The 18,364-nt window shown below is 64.2% G+C and carries 17 protein-coding genes; 9 read left to right on the top strand and 8 right to left on the bottom strand.

Features of this window, described 5'->3' with window-relative positions; translation table 11 throughout:
* Positions 1-40 precede the first annotated feature (40 nt).
* From ACVWY1_RS15195 to ACVWY1_RS15185, 3 genes are read right to left on the bottom strand one after another with little or no spacing between them, the layout of a single operon-like run.
* A complete protein-coding gene (locus ACVWY1_RS15195; RefSeq protein WP_023630880.1) occupies positions 41-631 on the bottom strand; it encodes a YggT family protein in 591 nt (196 codons plus the stop codon).
* A gap of 10 nt (positions 632-641) precedes the next feature.
* Entirely contained in the window at positions 642-1,460 is an 819-nt protein-coding gene (gene proC, locus ACVWY1_RS15190; protein WP_457378463.1) for a pyrroline-5-carboxylate reductase, read from the bottom strand.
* A gap of 39 nt (positions 1,461-1,499) precedes the next feature.
* On the bottom strand, positions 1,500-2,186 hold the full coding sequence (locus ACVWY1_RS15185; protein WP_110697357.1) for a YggS family pyridoxal phosphate-dependent enzyme: 687 nt from the start codon (positions 2,184-2,186) through the stop codon (positions 1,500-1,502).
* Positions 2,187-2,251: 65 nt separating this feature from the next.
* On the opposite strand from ACVWY1_RS15185, the gene ACVWY1_RS15180 reads away from it, so the two are divergent.
* Positions 2,252-3,244 carry a type IV pilus twitching motility protein PilT gene (locus ACVWY1_RS15180; RefSeq protein WP_457378462.1) on the top strand — a complete coding sequence of 331 codons (993 nt, stop codon included), beginning with the start codon at positions 2,252-2,254 and terminating at the stop codon, positions 3,242-3,244.
* Positions 3,245-3,294: 50 nt separating this feature from the next.
* Here ACVWY1_RS15180 and ACVWY1_RS15175 read toward each other — a convergent pair whose 3' ends face one another.
* Positions 3,295-3,942, bottom strand: a complete 648-nt coding sequence (locus ACVWY1_RS15175) for a C40 family peptidase (protein WP_102681781.1) — start codon at positions 3,940-3,942, stop codon at positions 3,295-3,297.
* Between the two features lie 157 nt (positions 3,943-4,099).
* Between ACVWY1_RS15175 and ACVWY1_RS15170 the strand changes: the two genes are divergently transcribed.
* Positions 4,100-4,525, top strand: coding sequence for an NINE protein (locus tag ACVWY1_RS15170; protein WP_457378461.1), 426 nt, complete (start codon positions 4,100-4,102; stop codon positions 4,523-4,525).
* A gap of 39 nt (positions 4,526-4,564) precedes the next feature.
* Here ACVWY1_RS15170 and ACVWY1_RS15165 read toward each other — a convergent pair whose 3' ends face one another.
* The 3 genes from ACVWY1_RS15165 to ACVWY1_RS15155 form a co-directional block, all read right to left on the bottom strand.
* On the bottom strand, positions 4,565-5,266 hold the full coding sequence (locus ACVWY1_RS15165) for an SPOR domain-containing protein (RefSeq protein ID WP_102681779.1): 702 nt from the start codon (positions 5,264-5,266) through the stop codon (positions 4,565-4,567).
* Position 5,267: 1 nt separating this feature from the next.
* Positions 5,268-7,004: an arginine--tRNA ligase gene (gene argS, locus ACVWY1_RS15160; RefSeq protein WP_277502241.1), complete on the bottom strand. Its 1,737-nt coding sequence runs from the start codon at positions 7,002-7,004 to the stop codon at positions 5,268-5,270.
* A gap of 133 nt (positions 7,005-7,137) precedes the next feature.
* Positions 7,138-9,357 carry a primosomal protein N' gene (locus ACVWY1_RS15155; protein WP_111532006.1) on the bottom strand — a complete coding sequence of 740 codons (2,220 nt, stop codon included), beginning with the start codon at positions 9,355-9,357 and terminating at the stop codon, positions 7,138-7,140.
* Positions 9,358-9,526: 169 nt separating this feature from the next.
* Here ACVWY1_RS15155 and rpmE point away from each other — a divergent pair, with 169 nt between their 5' ends.
* From rpmE to ACVWY1_RS15140, 3 genes are all read left to right on the top strand, one after another.
* Positions 9,527-9,742: a 50S ribosomal protein L31 gene (rpmE, locus tag ACVWY1_RS15150; RefSeq protein ID WP_031315083.1), complete on the top strand. Its 216-nt coding sequence runs from the start codon at positions 9,527-9,529 to the stop codon at positions 9,740-9,742.
* A gap of 2 nt (positions 9,743-9,744) precedes the next feature.
* Positions 9,745-10,566: a thermonuclease family protein gene (locus tag ACVWY1_RS15145; protein ID WP_457378460.1), complete on the top strand. Its 822-nt coding sequence runs from the start codon at positions 9,745-9,747 to the stop codon at positions 10,564-10,566.
* A 179-nt stretch (positions 10,567-10,745) separates the two neighbouring features.
* Positions 10,746-12,014 (top strand): malic enzyme-like NAD(P)-binding protein, encoded by a 1,269-nt coding sequence (locus tag ACVWY1_RS15140; protein WP_046853841.1) that lies wholly within the window; start codon positions 10,746-10,748, stop codon positions 12,012-12,014.
* Positions 12,015-12,110: 96 nt separating this feature from the next.
* Here the strand turns inward: ACVWY1_RS15140 and ACVWY1_RS15135 are convergent, their stop codons facing one another.
* The gene (locus tag ACVWY1_RS15135) at positions 12,111-14,570 is read right to left on the bottom strand and encodes a penicillin-binding protein 1A (RefSeq protein ID WP_457378487.1); all 2,460 of its coding nucleotides are present in this window, start codon (positions 14,568-14,570) and stop codon (positions 12,111-12,113) included.
* Positions 14,571-14,739: 169 nt separating this feature from the next.
* On the opposite strand from ACVWY1_RS15135, the gene pilM reads away from it, so the two are divergent.
* The 4 genes from pilM to ACVWY1_RS15115 are packed head-to-tail and all read left to right on the top strand — an operon-like array spanning position 14,740 to position 18,362.
* Positions 14,740-15,636 carry a type IV pilus biogenesis protein PilM gene (gene pilM / locus ACVWY1_RS15130; protein ID WP_457378459.1) on the top strand — a complete coding sequence of 299 codons (897 nt, stop codon included), beginning with the start codon at positions 14,740-14,742 and terminating at the stop codon, positions 15,634-15,636.
* On the top strand, positions 15,633-16,172 hold the full coding sequence (locus tag ACVWY1_RS15125; RefSeq protein WP_277502238.1) for a PilN domain-containing protein: 540 nt from the start codon (positions 15,633-15,635) through the stop codon (positions 16,170-16,172). Before pilM ends, ACVWY1_RS15125 begins: the two co-directional genes overlap by 4 nt.
* Positions 16,169-17,182 carry a pilus assembly protein PilP gene (locus tag ACVWY1_RS15120; protein ID WP_457378458.1) on the top strand — a complete coding sequence of 338 codons (1,014 nt, stop codon included), beginning with the start codon at positions 16,169-16,171 and terminating at the stop codon, positions 17,180-17,182. Before ACVWY1_RS15125 ends, ACVWY1_RS15120 begins: the two co-directional genes overlap by 4 nt.
* Complete coding sequence (locus ACVWY1_RS15115; RefSeq protein WP_277502236.1) at positions 17,139-18,362, top strand: type IV pilus secretin PilQ; 1,224 nt, start codon at positions 17,139-17,141, stop codon at positions 18,360-18,362. The genes ACVWY1_RS15120 and ACVWY1_RS15115 overlap by 44 nt, the downstream gene beginning before the upstream one ends.
* Positions 18,363-18,364 lie beyond the last annotated feature (2 nt).

Raw genomic sequence — 18,364 nt, 5'->3', positions numbered from 1 at the left:
CCAGCGGCAAGCAAAGGCTTGCCGCTGGATGCAGGGTGGGTCAGATCATCCGCCACAGCTCTTGCGGCATGCCGGCGTAGGCTGCCAGCTGGGGCATGAGGAACGACTGGATCACCTGGATGGCGATGAAGGCGAAGATCGGCGAAATGTCCATGCCGCCGAGGTTCGGCACCAGGCGGCGGAACGGCGCCAGCACCGGTTCGCTGATCTGGTAGGCCAGTTCTGCAGCAGGGTTATGGCTGTTCGGGGCTACCCAGGAGACGATCACCATGACGATCATCGCCACCCAGAAGATCTTCAGGAACAGCGAGGTGATGCCCAGGATCGACCACATCAGCAGGTGCAGGACGTCGCCGAAGGTGCCGTAGGTGACCATCAGCACGAAGGCCATCAGCAGCGCCTGGATGATGATCGACAGCAGCAGCGAGGAGGTATCCAGGCCAGCGATGCTGGGGACCACGCGGCGCAGCGGCTTGAGCAGTGGCTGGGTGGCGCGCACGGCGAACTGGCTCAGCGGGTTGTAGAAGTCGGCCTTGACCAGCTGCAGCACGAAGCGCAGCAGGACGATCACCAGGTACAGGCTGACCAGGGTTTGCACCACGAAGATCGCGGCGCCGGACAGTGCATTCATCAAAAGCTCCTTATTTGCCCAGTTTCTCGGCCAGCTCGGCCGAGCGTTTCGCCGCGGCTTGCAGGGCCTGTTCGACGATGCCCTCGAAGCCGTTGGCCTGGAACGATTTGATCGCCGCTTCCGTGGTGCCGGCCGGCGAGGTCACGCGGCGACGCAGCTCGGCGGCGTCGACGTCGCTGGAAACTGCCATGCGGGCGGCGCCCAGTGCGGTCTGCAGGGTCAGTTGCGAGGCGGTCTCGCGCGGCAGGCCGAGTTTTTCGCCGGCAGTGGTCATGGCTTCGATCAGCAGGAAGAAATACGCCGGGCCACTACCGGAGACGGCTGTGACGGCGTCCAGTTGCTGTTCGTGCTCCAGCCACAGGGCGGTGCCCACGGCTGACAGCAGCTGTTCGGCCTGGCGGCGTTGTTCCATGGAAACTTCCCGGGTTGCGTACAAGCCGCTGACACCCTGACGCAGCAGCGCCGGGGTGTTCGGCATGCAGCGTACCAGGGGGATCGCGCCCAGCCAGGCCTGCAGGCTGGCGCAGGTGATGCCGGCGGCAATGGAAACCACCAGCTGGCCCGGTTTCAGGTTCGGCTTCAGTGTTTCGCAGACCGCTTTCATGACTTGCGGTTTGACTGCCAGGACGATCACGTCCACGCCATCGATAGCCTTGGCGTTGTCTTCGAAGGCTTCGATGCCGTGCTCGGCAGTGATGCGTGCGCGGGTTTCGGCACCTGGGTCGCTGGCGCGAATCAGTGCGGTGTCCAGGCCCTGGGCGCGCAGGCCGCCGATCAGGCTGGCGGCCATGTTGCCGGCGCCGATAAAGGCAATACGAGTCTTGCTCATGTCGGGTCCTTGTAGGGGAAGAGTGAGTTAAGCATGGAATCAGGCCTGGCCGTAGTCGCGGGCGCCGAACAAGGCGGTACCGATGCGGACCCAGGTCGCGCCTTGGGCGATGGCGGCTTCCAGGTCATGGCTCATGCCCATGGACAGGGTGTCCAGGCCGAGGCCGAGCTGGGCCTGCAGTTCACGCAGCGTGGCGAAAGCGGCCTCTTGCTCGGCGCGGTCCTCGGTAGGTTCCGGGATCGCCATCAACCCGCGCAGGCGAAGGCCGGGCAGGACGTTCACGGCCTGGGCCAGGGCTGGCAGTTCGGCGGGCGAGCAACCGGACTTGCTGGCCTCGCCGCTGACATTCACCTGCAGGCAGATGTTCAGCGGTGGCAGCTCGGCGGGGCGCTGCTCCGAGAGGCGTTGGGCAATCTTCAGGCGGTCCACGGAATGTACCCAGTCGAAGTGCTCGGCGATGGCCTTGGTCTTGTTCGACTGAATGGGGCCGATGAAGTGCCAGATCAAGGGCAGGTCGGAAAGCGCCTGTTGTTTTGTCAGGGCTTCCTGAAGGTAGTTCTCACCCATGTGGCACAGGCCAGCGGCATGAGCCTCGCGGATGGCGCTGGCGGGCTTGGTCTTGCTCACCGCCAGCAGCTGCACGCTGGCCGGGTCACGCCCGGCGGCCCGGGCCGCGCTGTCGATGCGGCGGGCAATGACGGAAATATTGTCTGCTAGGGTGGACATGGTTCGTCGCCGACGGCTTTGGGGTCTGCGGCATTCTACCTGCTTGATCGCCGTTGGGGAGTCTCATGGATGTGACCGACCTGCTGGGCCGGGCCGTGGCCGCGGGCGCCAGCGATCTGCACCTGGCCGTGGGCGAGCCGCCGTTGCTGCGCCTGGATGGCGAGCTGCAGCGCCTGGCGGTGCCGGTGCTGACCTGCGCAGCTCTGGAGCAGGGAATGGCCGGCCTGCTCGATGACCGGCAGCGGCGGCAATGGCTAAGCGGTGATGAACTGGACCTGGCGCTGAGCTTGCCCGGCGTGGGGCGGCTGCGCTTGAACCTGTTCCGCCAGCGCAATGGGCTGGGCGCAAGCGTGCGGCTGATCCCGGCGCGGGTCCCGAGCCTCGATGAACTTGATCTGAACGATGTGTATCAAGCCGTTGCGCAGTGCCGGGATGGCCTGGTGCTGGTGGGCGGGCCGACGGGTAGCGGCAAGTCCAGCACCCTGGCGGCGCTGCTCGATCAGATCAATCGCGAACGCGCGTTACAGGTCATCACCCTTGAAGACCCTATCGAATTTATCCACAGCGGCCAGGCTTGCCTGGTCAATCAGCGGGAGATCGGCGTGCACAGCCGTGACTTCGCCCAAGGGCTGCGCAGTGCCCTGCGCCAGGACCCGGATGTGATCATGGTGGGTGAGTTGCGTGATCTGGAGAGTATCCGTCTGGCGTTGCGCGCGGCAGAAACCGGGCACCTGGTGCTGGCAACGGTGCACACCCGCTCGGCGGTGAGCAGCATCGACCGGCTGGTGGAGGTGTTCGCGGCCGAGGAGAAGCCGCTGGTGCGCATGATGCTGGCCGAATCACTGCGCCTGGTGGTGGCTCAGGTGCTGGTCAGACGGGTGGGCGGCGGCAGGGTCGCGGCACGGGAGGTGCTGATAGCGACGCCGGCGGTGCGCAACCTGATTCGCGAGGGGGGCATGGCACAGCTGCAGTCGGTGATGCAGGCGGGTGCGGCGCTGGGAATGCGGACGATGGAAGGGGCGATGCAGGCGCTCAGGCAGAAAGGGCTGGTTGATTAGCACTGCTGCATGCTGGGGCGCAATCGCGGAGCAAGTCCGCGATTGACGGTCTAGCGCTTGGCCAGGGCCAGCGTCTGCTGGTTTTTGGGCAGGACGCGCTTGGCGACCACGTAGTGCTTTTGCCAATAGGGTTTTTCCAGGCTGTCGATACTCACCCGCTTGCCAGTGCGTGGCGCGTGGATGAAGCGATCGTTGCCCAGGTAGATGGCTACGTGATTGACCCGGCGACTCTTGATGTTGAAGAAGATCAGGTCGCCCGGCTTGAGATCGCTCTTGGCCACCTTGACGCCCTGGCCCTGAGCCATCGCGTTGGAGGTGCGCGGCAGGTCGACATCGGCCACATCGTTGAACGCGTACTTGACCAGGCCGCTGCAATCGAAGCCCTTCTTCGGGCTGCTGCCGCCCCAGCGATAGGGCGTACCCAGTACGTTCACGGCGCGGCTGAGCACTTCGCTGCTCTGTTTGGGTGACATGGCCACGGCCTGCATGCCCACAGCTTGTTGCTGCTTGGCGGCGTTGGCCGGGCGAGCGCGCACGGAACTGCTGCGATACTGGATCGGGGTGCGTTTCACCGTGGCATCGGCGTTGGTCGTATAGCCGGTGAATCCGCTGGGAAGTCGTTGCTCACGGTTGGTGGCGTGGGCGGCCAGGGGTAACAAAAGGCAGAGGGTCAGCCATGTCTTGATAAAAGGTGGCATAGATGAAGCTCTTATAAGTGTTGGCGCGCAACTTTATAACAGCTTTTTGATCAGATTCTGATCCGTTGGTCGCTCAAGCACGTACCATATGTCGGGTCAAAACGAAAAAGTCACATTTTTCCTTAGAAAATTTTCGGCTATCCCACGAGGGCTTCGAATGAATGGTTATCAACAGGGTACCCCCTCGCACGACACCCATAGCAAAGTTCTCGGCTACCTGCTGTGGATCTTCGGCTTCACCGGCTCGCACCGCTTCTACTACGGCAAGCCGATCACCGGAACCCTCTGGTTCTTCACCCTGGGCCTGCTGGGCATCGGCTGGCTGATCGACCTGTTCCTGATCCCGTCGATGGACCGTGAGGCCGACATGCGTTTCGAGTCGGGCGGCGTGGACTACAACCTGGCGTGGATACTCCTGACCTTCCTCGGCATCTTCGGCGTGCATCGGCTGTATCAGGGTAAGTGGATCAGCGCGCTGATCTACCTGTTCACCGGCGGGTTGTTCCTGTTGGGCGTGCTGTATGACTTCTGGACGCTCAACAGCCAGATTTCCCAGGTCAACGCCGAGCGTCGCCGGGTATGAAAAAAGGCCTTGTCGCTACGAGCGGCAAGGCCTTTTTCATTACTGACGCCGCTGTTGCAGCAGCAGGTTGCTGAAACCTGCCCCGGCCAGTTGTTTCTGCGCCACGGTCAACTGTTCGCGGTTGCTGAACGGGCCGACCATCACGCGGTACCAGGTCTCTTCCTTCACCGTGCCTGACTCAACCTTGACCGCCTGGCCAAGCAGGATGATCTGCGCACGGACCTTGTCGGCATCGGCCTGCTTGCGGAACGATCCGGCCTGCAGGAAGAACTGGGTCGTGGCCGCTGGCTTGATCACCGGTGGTGCCGGTGGCGGTGTCTGGCCCAGCAGGGCGGCCTGGGCGCGGGCGGTATCGATCTTCGCCGCTTCCGCAGGGGTGACCGGCGTGCTTGGCACGGGCGGTTGTGCCGGCACCGGCGGGGTTTTCTCCGGCACGGCCTCGGGCGGCACGATCACTTCCGACTCCGGCAGCAGGGTGTAGAAGTCATACTTCGGCTTCACTGGTTGCTGGGGCGTCGGTGTGGTGGTCTTGCTCGCTTCGGCGACCTTCTCCTGCTTATGTTGCTCGGGCTTGGTGCGCTTGATATCAGCGCCACCGGGCTCGAGTTTCATCAGGAAGACGATGAACGCCCCCACGGTCAGGCCGACCGCCAGCCACACCCAGCCGGGGATCGGCTGCTTGGCGGGTGGCTGGTGGCGGCTGGCGCCGCGCTTGGGCGCGGGCTTTTTCTTTGCAGCCAACTTACATGCGCTCCAGGGTTTCCAGGCCAAGCAGCTCCAGGCCCTGTTTGAGGGTGCGACCGGTCAGGGCAGCCAGGCGCAGGCGGCTTTGCTGTTGTTCGGCGGTTTCGGCAGAAAGGATCGGGCAGTTCTCGTAGAAGCTGGAGAACAGGCCGGCGAGGTCGTACAGGTAGGTACACAGCACGTGAGGCGTGCCTTTTTCGGCGACGTTATTGAGGATTTCGCCGAACTGCGCCAGGCGCGCGGCCAGGTCCTGCTCGTGCGCTGCCTGCAGGACGATGCTGCCATCGACTTCGTCGAAGCCCTTGCCGAGCTTGCGGAACACGCCGGCCACGCGGGTGTAGGCGTACAGCAGGTACGGCGCGGTGTTGCCCTCGAAGTTCAACATCAGTTCGAAGTTGAAGCTGTAGTCGCTGGTGCGGTGCTTCGACAGGTCGGCGTACTTGACCGCGCCGATGCCGACCACTTCACCGATGTGGCGCAGCTCGTCCTCGGCCAGCGACGGGTTCTTCTCCTTGACCAGCGCATAGGCGCGGTCCTTGGCCTCGGTGAGCAGGTCGATCAGCTTGACGGTACCGCCATCGCGGGTCTTGAACGGGCGGCCATCGGCGCCGTTCATGGTGCCGAAGCCCATGTGTTCCATCTTCATCGGGTGGCCGACAAAGCCTGCGCGGCGGGCCACTTCGAACACCTGGTTGAAGTGCAGGGCCTGGCGCTGGTCGACGAAGTACAGGGCGCGGTCGGCCTGCAGCTTGTTGCTGCGGTAGCGCACGGCGGCCAGGTCGGTGGTGGCGTACAGATAGCCGCCATCGGCCTTCTGCACGATCACCGGCAGTGGCTCGCCTTCGGCATTCTTGAACTCTTCGAGGAACACGCATTGGGCGCCTTGGTCCTCGACCAGCAGACCCTTGGCCTTGAGGTCGGCGACCACGTTGGCCAGGTCGTCGTTGTAGGCGCTCTCACCCATCACGTCGGCCATGGTCAGCTTGACGTTGAGCAATTCGTAGGTCTTCTGGCAGTGCGACAGGGAGATGTCCTTGAAGCGCGTCCACAGCGCCAGGCACTCGGGATCACCGGCCTGCAGCTTGACCACCAGCCCGCGGGCGCGGGTGGCGAACTCCTCGGACTCGTCGAAGCGTTTCTTCGCCGCGCGGTAGAAGTTCTCCAGATCCGACAGCTCGTCACTGGTGATCGGGTTTTCCTGGAGGTAGGCCATGAGCATGCCGAACTGGGTACCCCAGTCACCCACGTGGTTCTGGCGGATGACGTCGTCACCGAGGAACTCCAGTACCCGTGCAACGCTGTCGCCGATGATGGTCGAACGCAGGTGGCCGACGTGCATCTCCTTCGCCAGGTTCGGTGCCGACATGTCGATCACCACCTTTTCCGCCGGGCCGGCCTTGCGCACGCCCAGATGGCCATCGGCCAGGGCAGCGTCGAGGCGCCCTGCCAGCGCTTCGGTGTTCTGGAAGAAATTGAGGAAGCCGGGGCCGGCGATCTCGACCTTGCTTATGTCGGCGCTGGCCGGCAGGGCGGCGATGATCTTCTCGGCCAGGTCGCGCGGCTTCATGCCGGCCGGCTTGGCCAGCATCATGGCGATGTTGCTGGCGAAATCGCCGTGGGTCTTGTCCCGGGCGTTTTCCACCTGGATCGCCGGCGTCAGCCCTTCAGGCAGCACACCGTCGGCGACGAGTTGGGTGAGGGCTTGCTGGATCAGCTGGCGAATGGTGTCTTTCATGGGGTTCTCTTTTCGACCGCAAGCGCGGTGGAGCGCTTCGATGCGCAGGTGGAAAAACTGGGCATTATCCGTTGCCGGGGGCGGGTTGCCAACCTTTTGGGGCGAGCCCGCTCCTACGCCAAACCTCAAACAGTCAGTAAAGGTCGACCGGATCGACGTCCAGCGACCAGCGCACTTGCCGCCCCGATGGCATCTGCTCCAACACTAGCAACCAGGCACTGATCAGTCGATGCAGGGGGGCACGGGCATTGGCTTGGAGCAATAGTTGCGCACGGAATCTGCCCGCCCGTCGCTCCATGGGGGCCGGCACCGGGCCGAGCAACTCGATGCCGTGCAGGCCCTGCTCGGCAAGTATGCGCTCGGCAGCGGCGCAGGCTTCGTCAAGGAAGCCTTCCGCCTGGCCCGGCTTGTGCGCGTCGGCGCGCAGCAGTGCCAGGTGGGCGAACGGCGGCAGTCCGGCCGCACGGCGCTCGCTCAAGGCCTGTTCGGCAAAGGCGAAGTAGCCCTGTTCGGTCAACTGCACCAGTAACGGGTGGTCTGCCAGGTGGGTCTGCACGATGACTTTGCCCGGTTCCTCGGCGCGCCCGGCCCTGCCGGCCACCTGGACGATCAGCTGGGCCATGTGTTCGCCGGCGCGAAAGTCGCCGGAGAACAGCCCGCCGTCGGCATCGAGGATCGCGACCAGGGTGACGCGAGGGAAATGATGCCCCTTGGCCAACATCTGGGTGCCGACCAGGATGCTCGGCTGCCCACGCTGGATAGTGGCGAACAGGTTGTGCATGGCGTCCTTGCGCGAGGTGCTGTCGCGGTCCACGCGCAGGATCGGGTAGTCCGGGAACAGCACTTTCAGGCGCTCCTCGGCACGCTCGGTACCGGCGCCCACGGGACGCAGGTCGACGTGGGCGCATTGCGGGCACTGCAGCGGCAGGCGCTCGTCGTAGCCGCAATGGTGGCAGCGCAGCACGGCGGAGCGCTGGTGCACGGTCATGCGCGCATCGCAACGTGGGCATTCGGAGAGCCAGCCGCAGTCGTGGCACAGCAATGTGGGGGCGAAGCCGCGGCGGTTGAGGAACACCAGCACCTGCTGGCCGGCCTCGAGTGTCTGGCGGATGGCCTGCTGCAACGGGCCGCTGATGCCGCTGTCCAGTGGCAGGCTGCGTACGTCCAGGCGCAGGAAGCGGGGCGCCTTGGCGCCGCCGGCGCGCTGGTTCATGCGCAGCAGGCCGTAGCGGCCACTGTGGGCGTTGTGCAGGCTTTCCAGCGACGGTGTGGCCGAGCCCAACAGGATCGGGATGTTCTCCTGGTGCGCACGCACCACGGCCAGGTCGCGGGCGTGGTAGCGCAGGCCTTCCTGCTGTTTATAGGAGCCGTCGTGCTCTTCGTCGATGATGATCAGGCCCGGGTTCTTCATCGGGGTGAACAGCGCCGAACGGGTGCCGATGATGATGTCCGCATCGCCATCACGTGCCGCCAGCCAGGCGTCCAGGCGCTCGCGATCGCCCACCGCAGAATGCAGCAGGGCGATGCGCGCGTTGAAGCGCTGCTCGAAGCGTTGCAGGGTCTGCGGGCCGAGATTGATCTCGGGGATCAGGATCAGGGCCTGCTTGCCGGCCTCGAGCGTTTCGCGGATCAGCTGCAGGTAGACCTCGGTCTTGCCGCTACCGGTGACGCCGGCCAACAGGTAGGCATGGAAGGCACCGAAGCCCGAGCGCACAGCCTCGAAAGCAGCGCGCTGTTCTTCGTTGAGCGGTAGTTCCGGTTGGGCCAGCCAGTGCTCGTGGCGCGCGGCCGGCAGGTGGCGGCGTACTTCGACTTCCACCATCTCCTTGGCCAGCAGCAGGTCGAGGCTGTCTTTGTTCAGGCCAAGCTTGCTCAACAGGCTGTGGGCCACGCCGTGGGGGTGCTGCGACAGGGTCTTGAGGGCGTCGCGCTGGCGCGGGGCACGGGCGATGCGGGGGTCTTCCAGGCGCGCACCGGGCGCGACATGCCAGAAGCGTTCCTGGCGTGCCTCGGCCGGTTCGCCCTGGCGCAGCAGAGTGGGTAGGGCCCAGTTGAGGGTGTCGCCCAGGCTGTGCTGGTAGTACTGGGCCGTCCACAGGCACAGCTTGAACAATGCCGGCGGCAGGGGTGAGACAGGGTCGAGCAGGGCGCTGGCTGGCTTGAGCTTGTCGGCAGGCACTTCGCTGTGCTCGGCGACTTCTACCAGCACCCCGATCATCTCGCGGCGGCCGAACGGCACGCGGATGCGCATGCCGGGCGTCAGTGCCTGGCGCGCCATGCTCGCGGGCGCCCGGTAGTCGAACAGGCGACGCAGGGGCGAGGGCAGGGCAAGGCGCAGAATGACGTCGGACACGCGGAAGGTCTCTGGAGGGCGTTTCACAAATCAGGCGAGCCTAGCAGACGACGGTCGGTGCAAGCGACAACTTGCGCTACGGCCGCTCTCTGGTATTATTCGCCGCCTAATTACGTGCGGTATTCAACAATAGGTGTTGGGTGGCGGCACGCAGCTCGAGGAAGTGACCATGAAAGCAGATATTCATCCGAACTACGAAGTAGTTGCAGTCACCTGCAGCTGCGGCAACAAGTTTGAAACTCGTTCGACCATGGGCAGCGTCCTGGCGATCGACGTTTGCAACCTGTGCCACCCGTTCTACACCGGTAAGCAGAAAGTCCTGGACACCGGCGGCCGCGTACAGAAGTTCGCCGATCGCTTCGGCATGTTCGGTGCCAAGAAGTAATCATGCACATGGCGAAGCCTTCGGGGTTCGCGCTGTTGCAAAAGAAGGCGCCCCTTGTGGGCGCCTTTTTTGTGGCCGCGATCTGGCATTTCCCGGCCCTGGCCTTCTGCCCGAGGCCCGACAGGGTGCAAGCGGTGGCGGTACGTCACGTGGTCGATGGCGACACCTTGCGCCTGAGCGATGGGCGCAGCGTGCGGTTGATTGGTATCAACGCCCCCGAAATCGGCCGCAAGGGGCGCTCCAGCGAACCTTATGCCGAGGCTGCCAAAAAGCGCCTGCAGGCGCTGGTGAAGGCCAGCGATGGCCGTGTCGGGCTGGTGCCGGGCGTCGAACCCAAGGACAAGTACGGCCGCATCCTGGCGCATATCTATGGCCGCACTGGCAACAATCTGGAAGCACAACTGCTCAGCGAGGGCCTGGGCTACCAGGTGGCCATTGCACCCAACGTGCAACTGTCGGGTTGTCAGCAGCAGGCCGAGCAGCAGGCGCGCAAGGCCAGGGCAGGGCTGTGGCGACAGTCACCGGTCACGCGTGGGCGCGATGTGCGGCAATCCGGATTCGCAGTAGTCGGCGGCAGGATCAACGGGATCGAGCGTAATCGCAGCGGCATCTGGCTGGAGCTTGACGAGAACGTGGTCCTGCAGGTTCCCGCTCGTCTGCAGCGCCACTTCCCCGCCAGCTTCTTCGCTAACCTCAAGGGACGCCAGGTCGAGGCGCGTGGCTGGGTGCTGGATCGTTCCCGCAAGGGCGGGCTCAAGCCTGGGCAGCGACGCTGGCTGTTGCCATTGACCGATCCGAGCATGTTGGCGCTTGTTTCTGGCTAAATAGTTGTAGACATTTTGCTATTGGATTGTACACACTGGCTCCCGTAAGCCCCGTGGGTTATAGCGTAAAGTCGTAGGCCAAAGGCCTTGACACATAGTGACCGGGCAGTCTTGTCGCCCCCCGGCTCTTTGCGTATCCTCGGCGGTCCGTCAGAACAGTAAATAGCGGAATGCCCATCATGTCAGACCTGAAAACCGCCGCTCTCGAATACCACGCTCAGCCTCGTCCGGGGAAACTGAGCGTCGAGCTCTCCAAGCCAACCGCCACCGCCCGTGACCTCGCCCTGGCCTACAGCCCGGGTGTCGCCGAGCCTGTGCGCGAGATCGGCCGTGATCCGGAGCTGGCCTACAAGTACACCGGCAAGGGCAACCTGGTTGCGGTGATCTCCGATGGCACCGCCATCCTCGGTCTGGGTGATCTCGGCCCGCTGGCCTCCAAGCCGGTCATGGAAGGCAAGGGTGTTCTGTTCAAGCGTTTCGCCGGTATCGACGTGTTCGATATCGAAGTCGAGTCGGAGAGCCCGCAAGCCTTCATCGACACCGTTCGCCGCATCTCCATCACCTTCGGCGGCATCAACCTGGAAGACATCAAGGCACCTGAGTGCTTCGAGATCGAGCGCACGCTGATCGAGCAGTGCGACATTCCGGTCTTCCACGATGACCAGCACGGCACCGCGATCGTTACCGCGGCCGGCATGATCAACGCCCTGGAAATCGCCGGCAAGAAGCTCGAAGACGCCAAGATCGTCTGCCTGGGCGCCGGTGCCGCGGCCATCTCCTGCATGAAACTGCTGGTGAGCATGGGTGCCAAGGTCGAGAACATCTTCATGATCGACCGCAGCGGCGTGATCCACGCTGGCCGCGACGACCTGAACCAGTACAAGGCCCAGTTCGCCCACGCCACCGACAAGCGCACTCTGGCTGATGCCCTGGACGGCGCAGACGTGTTCGTCGGCTTGTCCGGCCCGAACCTGCTGAGCGCCGAAGGCCTGAAGTCGATGGCCGCCAACCCGATCGTGTTCGCCTGCTCGAACCCGGACCCGGAAATCGCCCCGGAGCTGGCTCACGCCACCCGCAGCGACGTGATCATGGCCACCGGTCGTTCCGACTATCCGAACCAGGTCAACAACGTACTGGGCTTCCCGTTCATCTTCCGTGGTGCCCTGGACGTTCGCGCCAAGCGCATCAACGAAGAGATGAAGATCGCTGCCGCCATCGCCCTGAAGGACCTGGCCAAGCTGCCGGTGCCGAAGGAAGTCTGCGAAGCCTATGGCGTGCAAGCCCTGGAGTTCGGCCGTGAGTACATCATTCCGAAGCCGCTGGACGCTCGCCTGATCACCGTGGTTTCCGATGCCGTGGCCAAGGCCGCCATCGAGTCCGGTGTGGCTACCCTGCCGTATCCGAAGCACTACCCGCTCAAGAGCGTGGATGACGTGTTCAACGGCTAAAGCAGAACGCAAAAAAGAACCGGCTCATATGAGCCGGTTTTTTTTGCTTCGAGTTTTAAGCTTCAAGCGACAGGGCGGCGCCCATCAGCTTGCAGCTTAAAAGAGATCCATCGGCGCTGCTTCATCTGCCGGCAGCGGGCTGCCCGGTGCTGCGCCGTTGCCCAATTCGTCCGCCGACGGTGGCGAGTCCTCGGCCTTGAACAGTTCGAAGTAGGCGTTCGGCGTGCTCGGTGTAGCGGCGCGGCCGCTGATTGGGTCGACGCGCAGGCTGAGGATGCCTTCGGGTTCGGCAGGTGGGTGCTCGGGCATGCCCTTGAGCGCGGCGCCCATGAAGCTCATCCAGATCGGCAGGGCCACGGTGCCGCCGTATTCGCGGCGCCCCAGGGTTTCCGGCTGGTCAAAGCCAACCCACACGGTGGTGACGTAGTCGGCGTTGTAGCCGGAGAACCAGGCATCCTTGGATTCGTTGGTGGTGCCGGTCTTGCCCGCAAGGTCCGAACGGCCGAGGGCCAGGGCGCGACGGCCGGTACCACGCTTGATCACGTCCTGCAGCATGGTGGTGAGAATGTACGAGGTGCGCCCGTCGATGATCTGCTCGGCCACGGCGGGCACTTGGGGCACTTGAGGTGCCGGGGTAATCTGGCCTGCGGCCAACGGCGCCTCGCCTGGCATCGGAGCGGCGCTGATGGGTGCCTCAGGTGCGGCGAGGCCGGCCTGGTCCTGGCTGCCCTGCGGCACGCGTGGCGGGTTGGCGGTGAACAGGGTTTCGCCGTTGCGGCTCTCTACACGCTCGATCAGATACGGGCTGATCTTGTAGCCGCCGTTGGCGAAGGTGCTCCAGCCGGTGGCGATCTCCATCGGCGTGAGTGTCGCGGTGCCCAGTGCCAGCGACAGGTTGCGCGGCAGGTCCTGTTTGTTGAAGCCGAACTTGGCGATGTAGTCGATGGTGCGATCCACGCCCATCGCCTGCAACAGGCGGATCGATACGAGGTTGCGCGACTTGTACAGCGCTTCGCGCATGCGGATCGGGCCGAGGAAGGTATTGGTGTCGTTCTTCGGGCGCCAGACTTTGTCCAGGTACTCGTCGACGAACACGATCGGAGCATCGTTGACCAGGCTGGCGGCGGTGTAGCCGTTGTCCAGGGCGGCGCTATAGACGAAAGGCTTGAAGCTCGAGCCTGGCTGGCGCTTGGCCTGCATGGCGCGGTTGTAGTTGCTCTGCTCGAAGGAGAAACCGCCGACCAGCGCACGGATGGCGCCGTTGTAAGGGTCGAGGGTGACCAGCGCGCTCTGGGCGGCAGGAACCTGGCTGAACTTGAGCTTGCCATCCTCCTGGCGTTGCAGGCGCACCAGGTCGCCGACCTGGGCCACGTCGGCTGCTGATTGCGGCGAGCGCCCCTGCGAGTTGCTGTTGAGGTAAGGGCGGGCCCATTTCATGGTGTCCCAGGCGACGTTTTCCTCCAGGCCGCCACGGGTCATCACCTTCAACCCGGTCTTCTCGACCTGGGTGACGATGGCGGGCTCCAGGCCGCCCAGGGTACGTTGCTTGCTCAGCTCCTGCAGCCAGGCCGCACGCGTCTTGCCAGGGAAGCGCGCCTCGGGGCCGCGGTAGCCGTGGCGTTCGTCGTACTCGCTGAGGCCGTTGAGGACCGCGCTGTTGGCCATCTGCTGCATGTCGCTTGGCACCGTGGTGGTGACCCGGAAGCCTTCGGTATAGGCGTCGCTGCCGTAGCGACCGACCATCTCGGCGCGGGCCATCTCGGCGACGTACGGCGCATTCACTTCCGGGGTCGGTACGTGGTAGCTGGCATTCAGCGGTTCAGCCAGGGCGGCCTGGTAGCTGGCTTCGTCGATCTTGCCGAGTTTGTACATGCGCCCGAGGATCCAGTCGCGGCGCTCCTTGGCGCGTACCGGGTTGGCCAGCGGGTTGAAGCGCGAAGGAGCCTTGGGCAGGCCGGCGATCATGGCCATCTGCGCCAGGCTGACGTCGCGAATCGACTTGCCGTAGTACACCTGTGCCGCGGCGTCGATGCCGTAGGCACGGTTGCCCAGGTAGATCTTGTTGACGTACAGCTCGAGAATTTCGTCCTTGGTCAATTCCCGCTCGATCTGCAGGGCCAGGAGAATCTCGTTGGTCTTGCGCGAGAAGCTGCGCTCGCTGGTGAGGAAGAAGTTCTTCGCCACCTGCATGGTGATGGTGCTGCCGCCGCTCTGGATATGCCCGGACTTGACCAGCTGCGAGGCCGCGCGCATCAGGCTGCTAGGGTCGACGCCATAGTGGTTGAGGAAATTGTCGTCCTCAGCGGACAGAAGCGCCTGGATGAACTGTGGGGGAATTTCCTGGAACTTGATCGGCGAGCGCCGCATCTCGCCGAACTCGGCGATCAGCTTGCCGTCGCTGCTGTAGACCCTCAGGGGGATTTGCAACTGGACGCTTCTGAGCGCGTCGACCGAGGGCAGGCTGGGACTAAGATACAGAAACGCACCGCTCACACCGAGTACGAGCGCGCAGATGACGGCGACGAGAGACCACCAGAAGAACTTCAGCAGGCGTATCAAGGCTTTTGGGTGTCCAGGTTGAGAGTGGATTGCGCACAGGGCCGGCGGGCAGGAAAAACGCTGGCCATTATAAGCATTTTTCGCCCCGCCGGGTGACCGCCCGGGGCGAGCGACGACCGCCTGCGCCGCAAGGGGGCGGGCAGCCAATGACCAGGAAGGAACAGCGATGCTTGGACGCTTTGGCAGGGACGCCGGTTCACTGCTGGGGGTGGAAATCGCCTCCGACGCCATACGAATGCTGCACCTGCGCCGCCAGCGTGGCGGTTGTCGGGTGATGGGTTGGGCGCAAGAGCGCCTTGGTGACGCGCCAGGCAGTTCATTGGGGCGTGACGAGGTGGAGTGCCTGGTCGCGGGACTGCGACAGGCACATGCCAGGTGTCGGACTTCGCAGTCCCGGGTCGCCCTGGCGTTGCCGGCATCGCAGGTCATCTGCAAGGTTTGCCGCCTGCCTGCAGGGTTGCCCGGCCATGGCGTCGAAGCCGCCTTGCTTGCACAGGCCGAGCAGCTGTTTCCCTTTCCTGTGGAAGACCTTGCCCTGGATTTCCAGGTGTATGGCCCATGCGCGGAGGATGCCGGGCAGGTCGAGGTGTTGGTGGTGGCCTGTAGGCAAAGTCAGCTCGACCCACTGGAGCGCGTGTTCGCGCAAGCCAGCCTGCAGTTGGTAGCCGTGGAGGTGGACAGCTTTGCGTTGCGCCGGGCATTGGTGGCCGAGGCGCAGGCAAGCGTCACGGCGCTGCTGCAGTTGGAGCGGGACGAGGTAGTCCTGCATCGTTGGCAGGGAGGCCACATACCGCATCGGCAGCGCTGTGTCGTGCCCTCTGTGGCGCGTTGGGCCGAGGCTGTCGAGGGGCTCTGGCAATCGGGTGCCCAGGGCGCGTTGGAGCAAGTTGTGTTGTTCGGGGCCGCCGCCGATGAGGTTCGGGCAGCAGAGCTGTCCGAGCGTCTGGGCGTGAAATGCCATGTCGGCCGCCCGGGGCCTCTGGCCGGCGAATTCGATGAAGCCAGCGTGCCCGCTGCCGCCATGGCCTTGGTCTGTGGCTTGGCAATGGGAGGCCTGGCATGAAAGGACGACTGAATCTGATGCCCTGGCGCGAACAGCGCCGGGCAAGCGTTGTGCGGCGATTCCAGATCACCCTGGTCGCCACGCTGGTGGTGGCGCTGTGCGGGGTCATGTTGCTCGATCGAACGGCGCGGTCGCGTCTGGCCAGACAGGCGCAAGTTGTCGCCACGCAGCAGGCGGCCGTTGAGCGGTTGGACGCTTCGCTGCGGCAGATCGACCAGTTGCGTGAAACACGGGATGCGTTGTCGGCCGAGCAAGCGGCGGTGTCTGCGCTGGACGCAGCGCGAGCGCAGTTGCCTGGGCTGTTTCTCGCATTGGAGCAGGCAATGCCAGAAGGCGCGCGCTTGACCGAGGTGGGTGTGGAGGACGGGCATCTGCGCCTTGCCGGATTGGCAGCCTCTGCTTCAGTGGTGGCCCGGCTTATGCGCGGCTTGGAGCAGGTAGCGATGGTACGGGACCTGCAGCTTGTTCACTTGCGGCGTCATGGCCAGGGCGATGAATTCCTGCTGGCGGCGCGCTTGTTGGCGGGTGAGTCATGAACCGCCTGTGGGCCCAGGATTGGCAGGGCCTGGCGGCCCGGTCCCGGTTGTTCCGGTGGATGGTGGCAGCAGGGTTGCTGTTTCTGGTGGCTTTTGTGGGTTATTTCGCCCGCCTGCGTGAGCCGCTCAATAGGCATGCCGAGGCAGTCCAGAGACAGTTGCAGCTACAGGGCGTCCTGGAGGATGGGGCGGGAAAACTTGTCGAGCTGGAGCGAGCGCAGCAGGCTCTGGAACAAGCCAGGATGGGTCTGCAAGCGTTGCGATGGCGACTGGCTGCGGGCGAGGGCATGAGTGAACTGCTTGACCAGTTGGCCTTGTCGGGCCATGAGCATGGCCTGTCGTTCGAACGCATCGAGGTAAACGAAGCGCTGCAGGCAGCAGGGTACCGTCTGCAGCCTCTGGATATCAGCGTGCACGGGCGCTACCCGGCGTTGCGCTTATGGCTTGAGCAGTGGCTACAGCAGTTGCGTTTGCTGAACGTGCCCCATCTCAGGTTGGCCTTGCAGGAAGAGGGCACAGGGGTGGTTGGCGCACGATTGCTGATACATGCCTATCACCCAGGGGAAGAGCTTCCCGTGCCGGCTGCCTTGGCGGATGAACCTGCCCAGGCTGCTCAGTCGAAGGCCACGTTCGACCCATTTCAGGCCTGGTTGCCCGCCACACAGGGTAAAGAGCTGCGGCATATTCCCTTGGCGCGACTGGAAATGGTCGGAAGCCTGTCCCAGTCAGGGCGCCGGCAGGCATTGTTGCGTTCGGCGGGGCACGTGTATCGGGTCGGTCAAGGTGACCGGCTCGGGTTGGATGAAGGGGTCGTGGTGGCAATCGATGCCGATCGGCTGGAGGTCCGCGAGCAGATCTACCTTGGCGGGCGTTGGCAGGCGCGTTCCAGGTATCTGGTGCTTGTAGAACGTGAGCAGGGAGAGGTCAGGGATGAGGCCGAGACGATGGTTGAGCGGCGTGGGGTTGATGTTGAGCATCCTGGCGGTGCAGGCAGCGGAGCTTCAGGGTGAGCCGATGTCGCTCAACTTCCAGGATGTCGAGCTGCGCTCGGTGCTTAAGGTCATGGCCGAGCACGCCGGCGTCAACCTGGTTGCCAGTGATTCGGTGCAGGGACGGATAACCCTGCGCCTGGAGGACGTGCCCTGGGGGCAGGCGCTCGACCTGGTGCTGCGCAGCAAGGGGCTGGGTAGGCGCCAGGAGGGCAATGTGCTGCTGATCGCCCCCGTTGCGGAACTGGCCGGGCAGGCCCGGGGCATGGGCGAGGAGGTGTTGCTGGAGCCCTTGCGGCGTGAATTGATCCCGGTCTTTCATGCCAAGGCCACCGAGCTGGCGGAGCTGTTGCTGGCGAGCCTGGCCGATGACGGCATTCTGACGGGGCGCGGCAGCCTCAGTGTGGATGCGCGGACCAACACGCTGGTGGTCACCCAGCCTGGCGAACGGCTTGCCGAGCTGCGCAGGCTGGTGACGCAACTGGATGTGCCGGTGCGCCAGGTCATGATCGAGGCGCGTATCGTCGAGGCCAGCGTCGATTACGAGAAGGTGCTGGGCGTGCGATGGGGTGGCCCGTTGTATGGGGTGGACAGTCGCCTGGGTAGCGACCTGTTCGTCGACCTTGGGGTCGAGCGGGCCAATGCCGGGCTCGGCGTGGGGTTGCTGCGCAGCGACATTCTGCTGGACCTGGAGCTCAGCGCCATGGAGAAGAGCGGCAATGGCGAGGTCATCTCCCAGCCCAAGGTGGTCACGGCCGACAAGGAGACTGCGCGCATACTCAAGGGCACCGAAGTGCCGTATCAGGAGACCACCCGCAGTGGCGCCACCTCGATTTCCTTTCGCGAGGCCTCCCTGTCGCTGGAGGTGACGCCGCAGATCACCCCGGATGGCAAGGTAGTGATGGATGTGCGTGTGACCAAGGACGAGCCCGACTTCATCAATGCGCTGAACGATGTGCCGCCGATCCGCAAGAATGAGGTCACGGCGAAGGTCCGGGTGGCCGATGGGCAGACCATTGTGATTGGTGGCGTGTACTCGACGTCGCAGAACAAAGTGGTCGACAAGGTGCCATTTTTCGGTGATCTGCCGTATGTTGGGCGGCTGTTTCGACGCGATGCATTACAAGAGAAGAAATCCGAGCTGCTGGTCTTCCTGACTCCGCGTATCATGAGTGACCAGGCGATTGCTGTGAGTCGTTGATT

It is taken from the genome of Pseudomonas sp. TE6288, from assembly GCF_054062095.1.
Note: the sequence above shows the minus strand (reverse complement) of the source record. Positions and strands in the feature narration are given on the sequence as shown.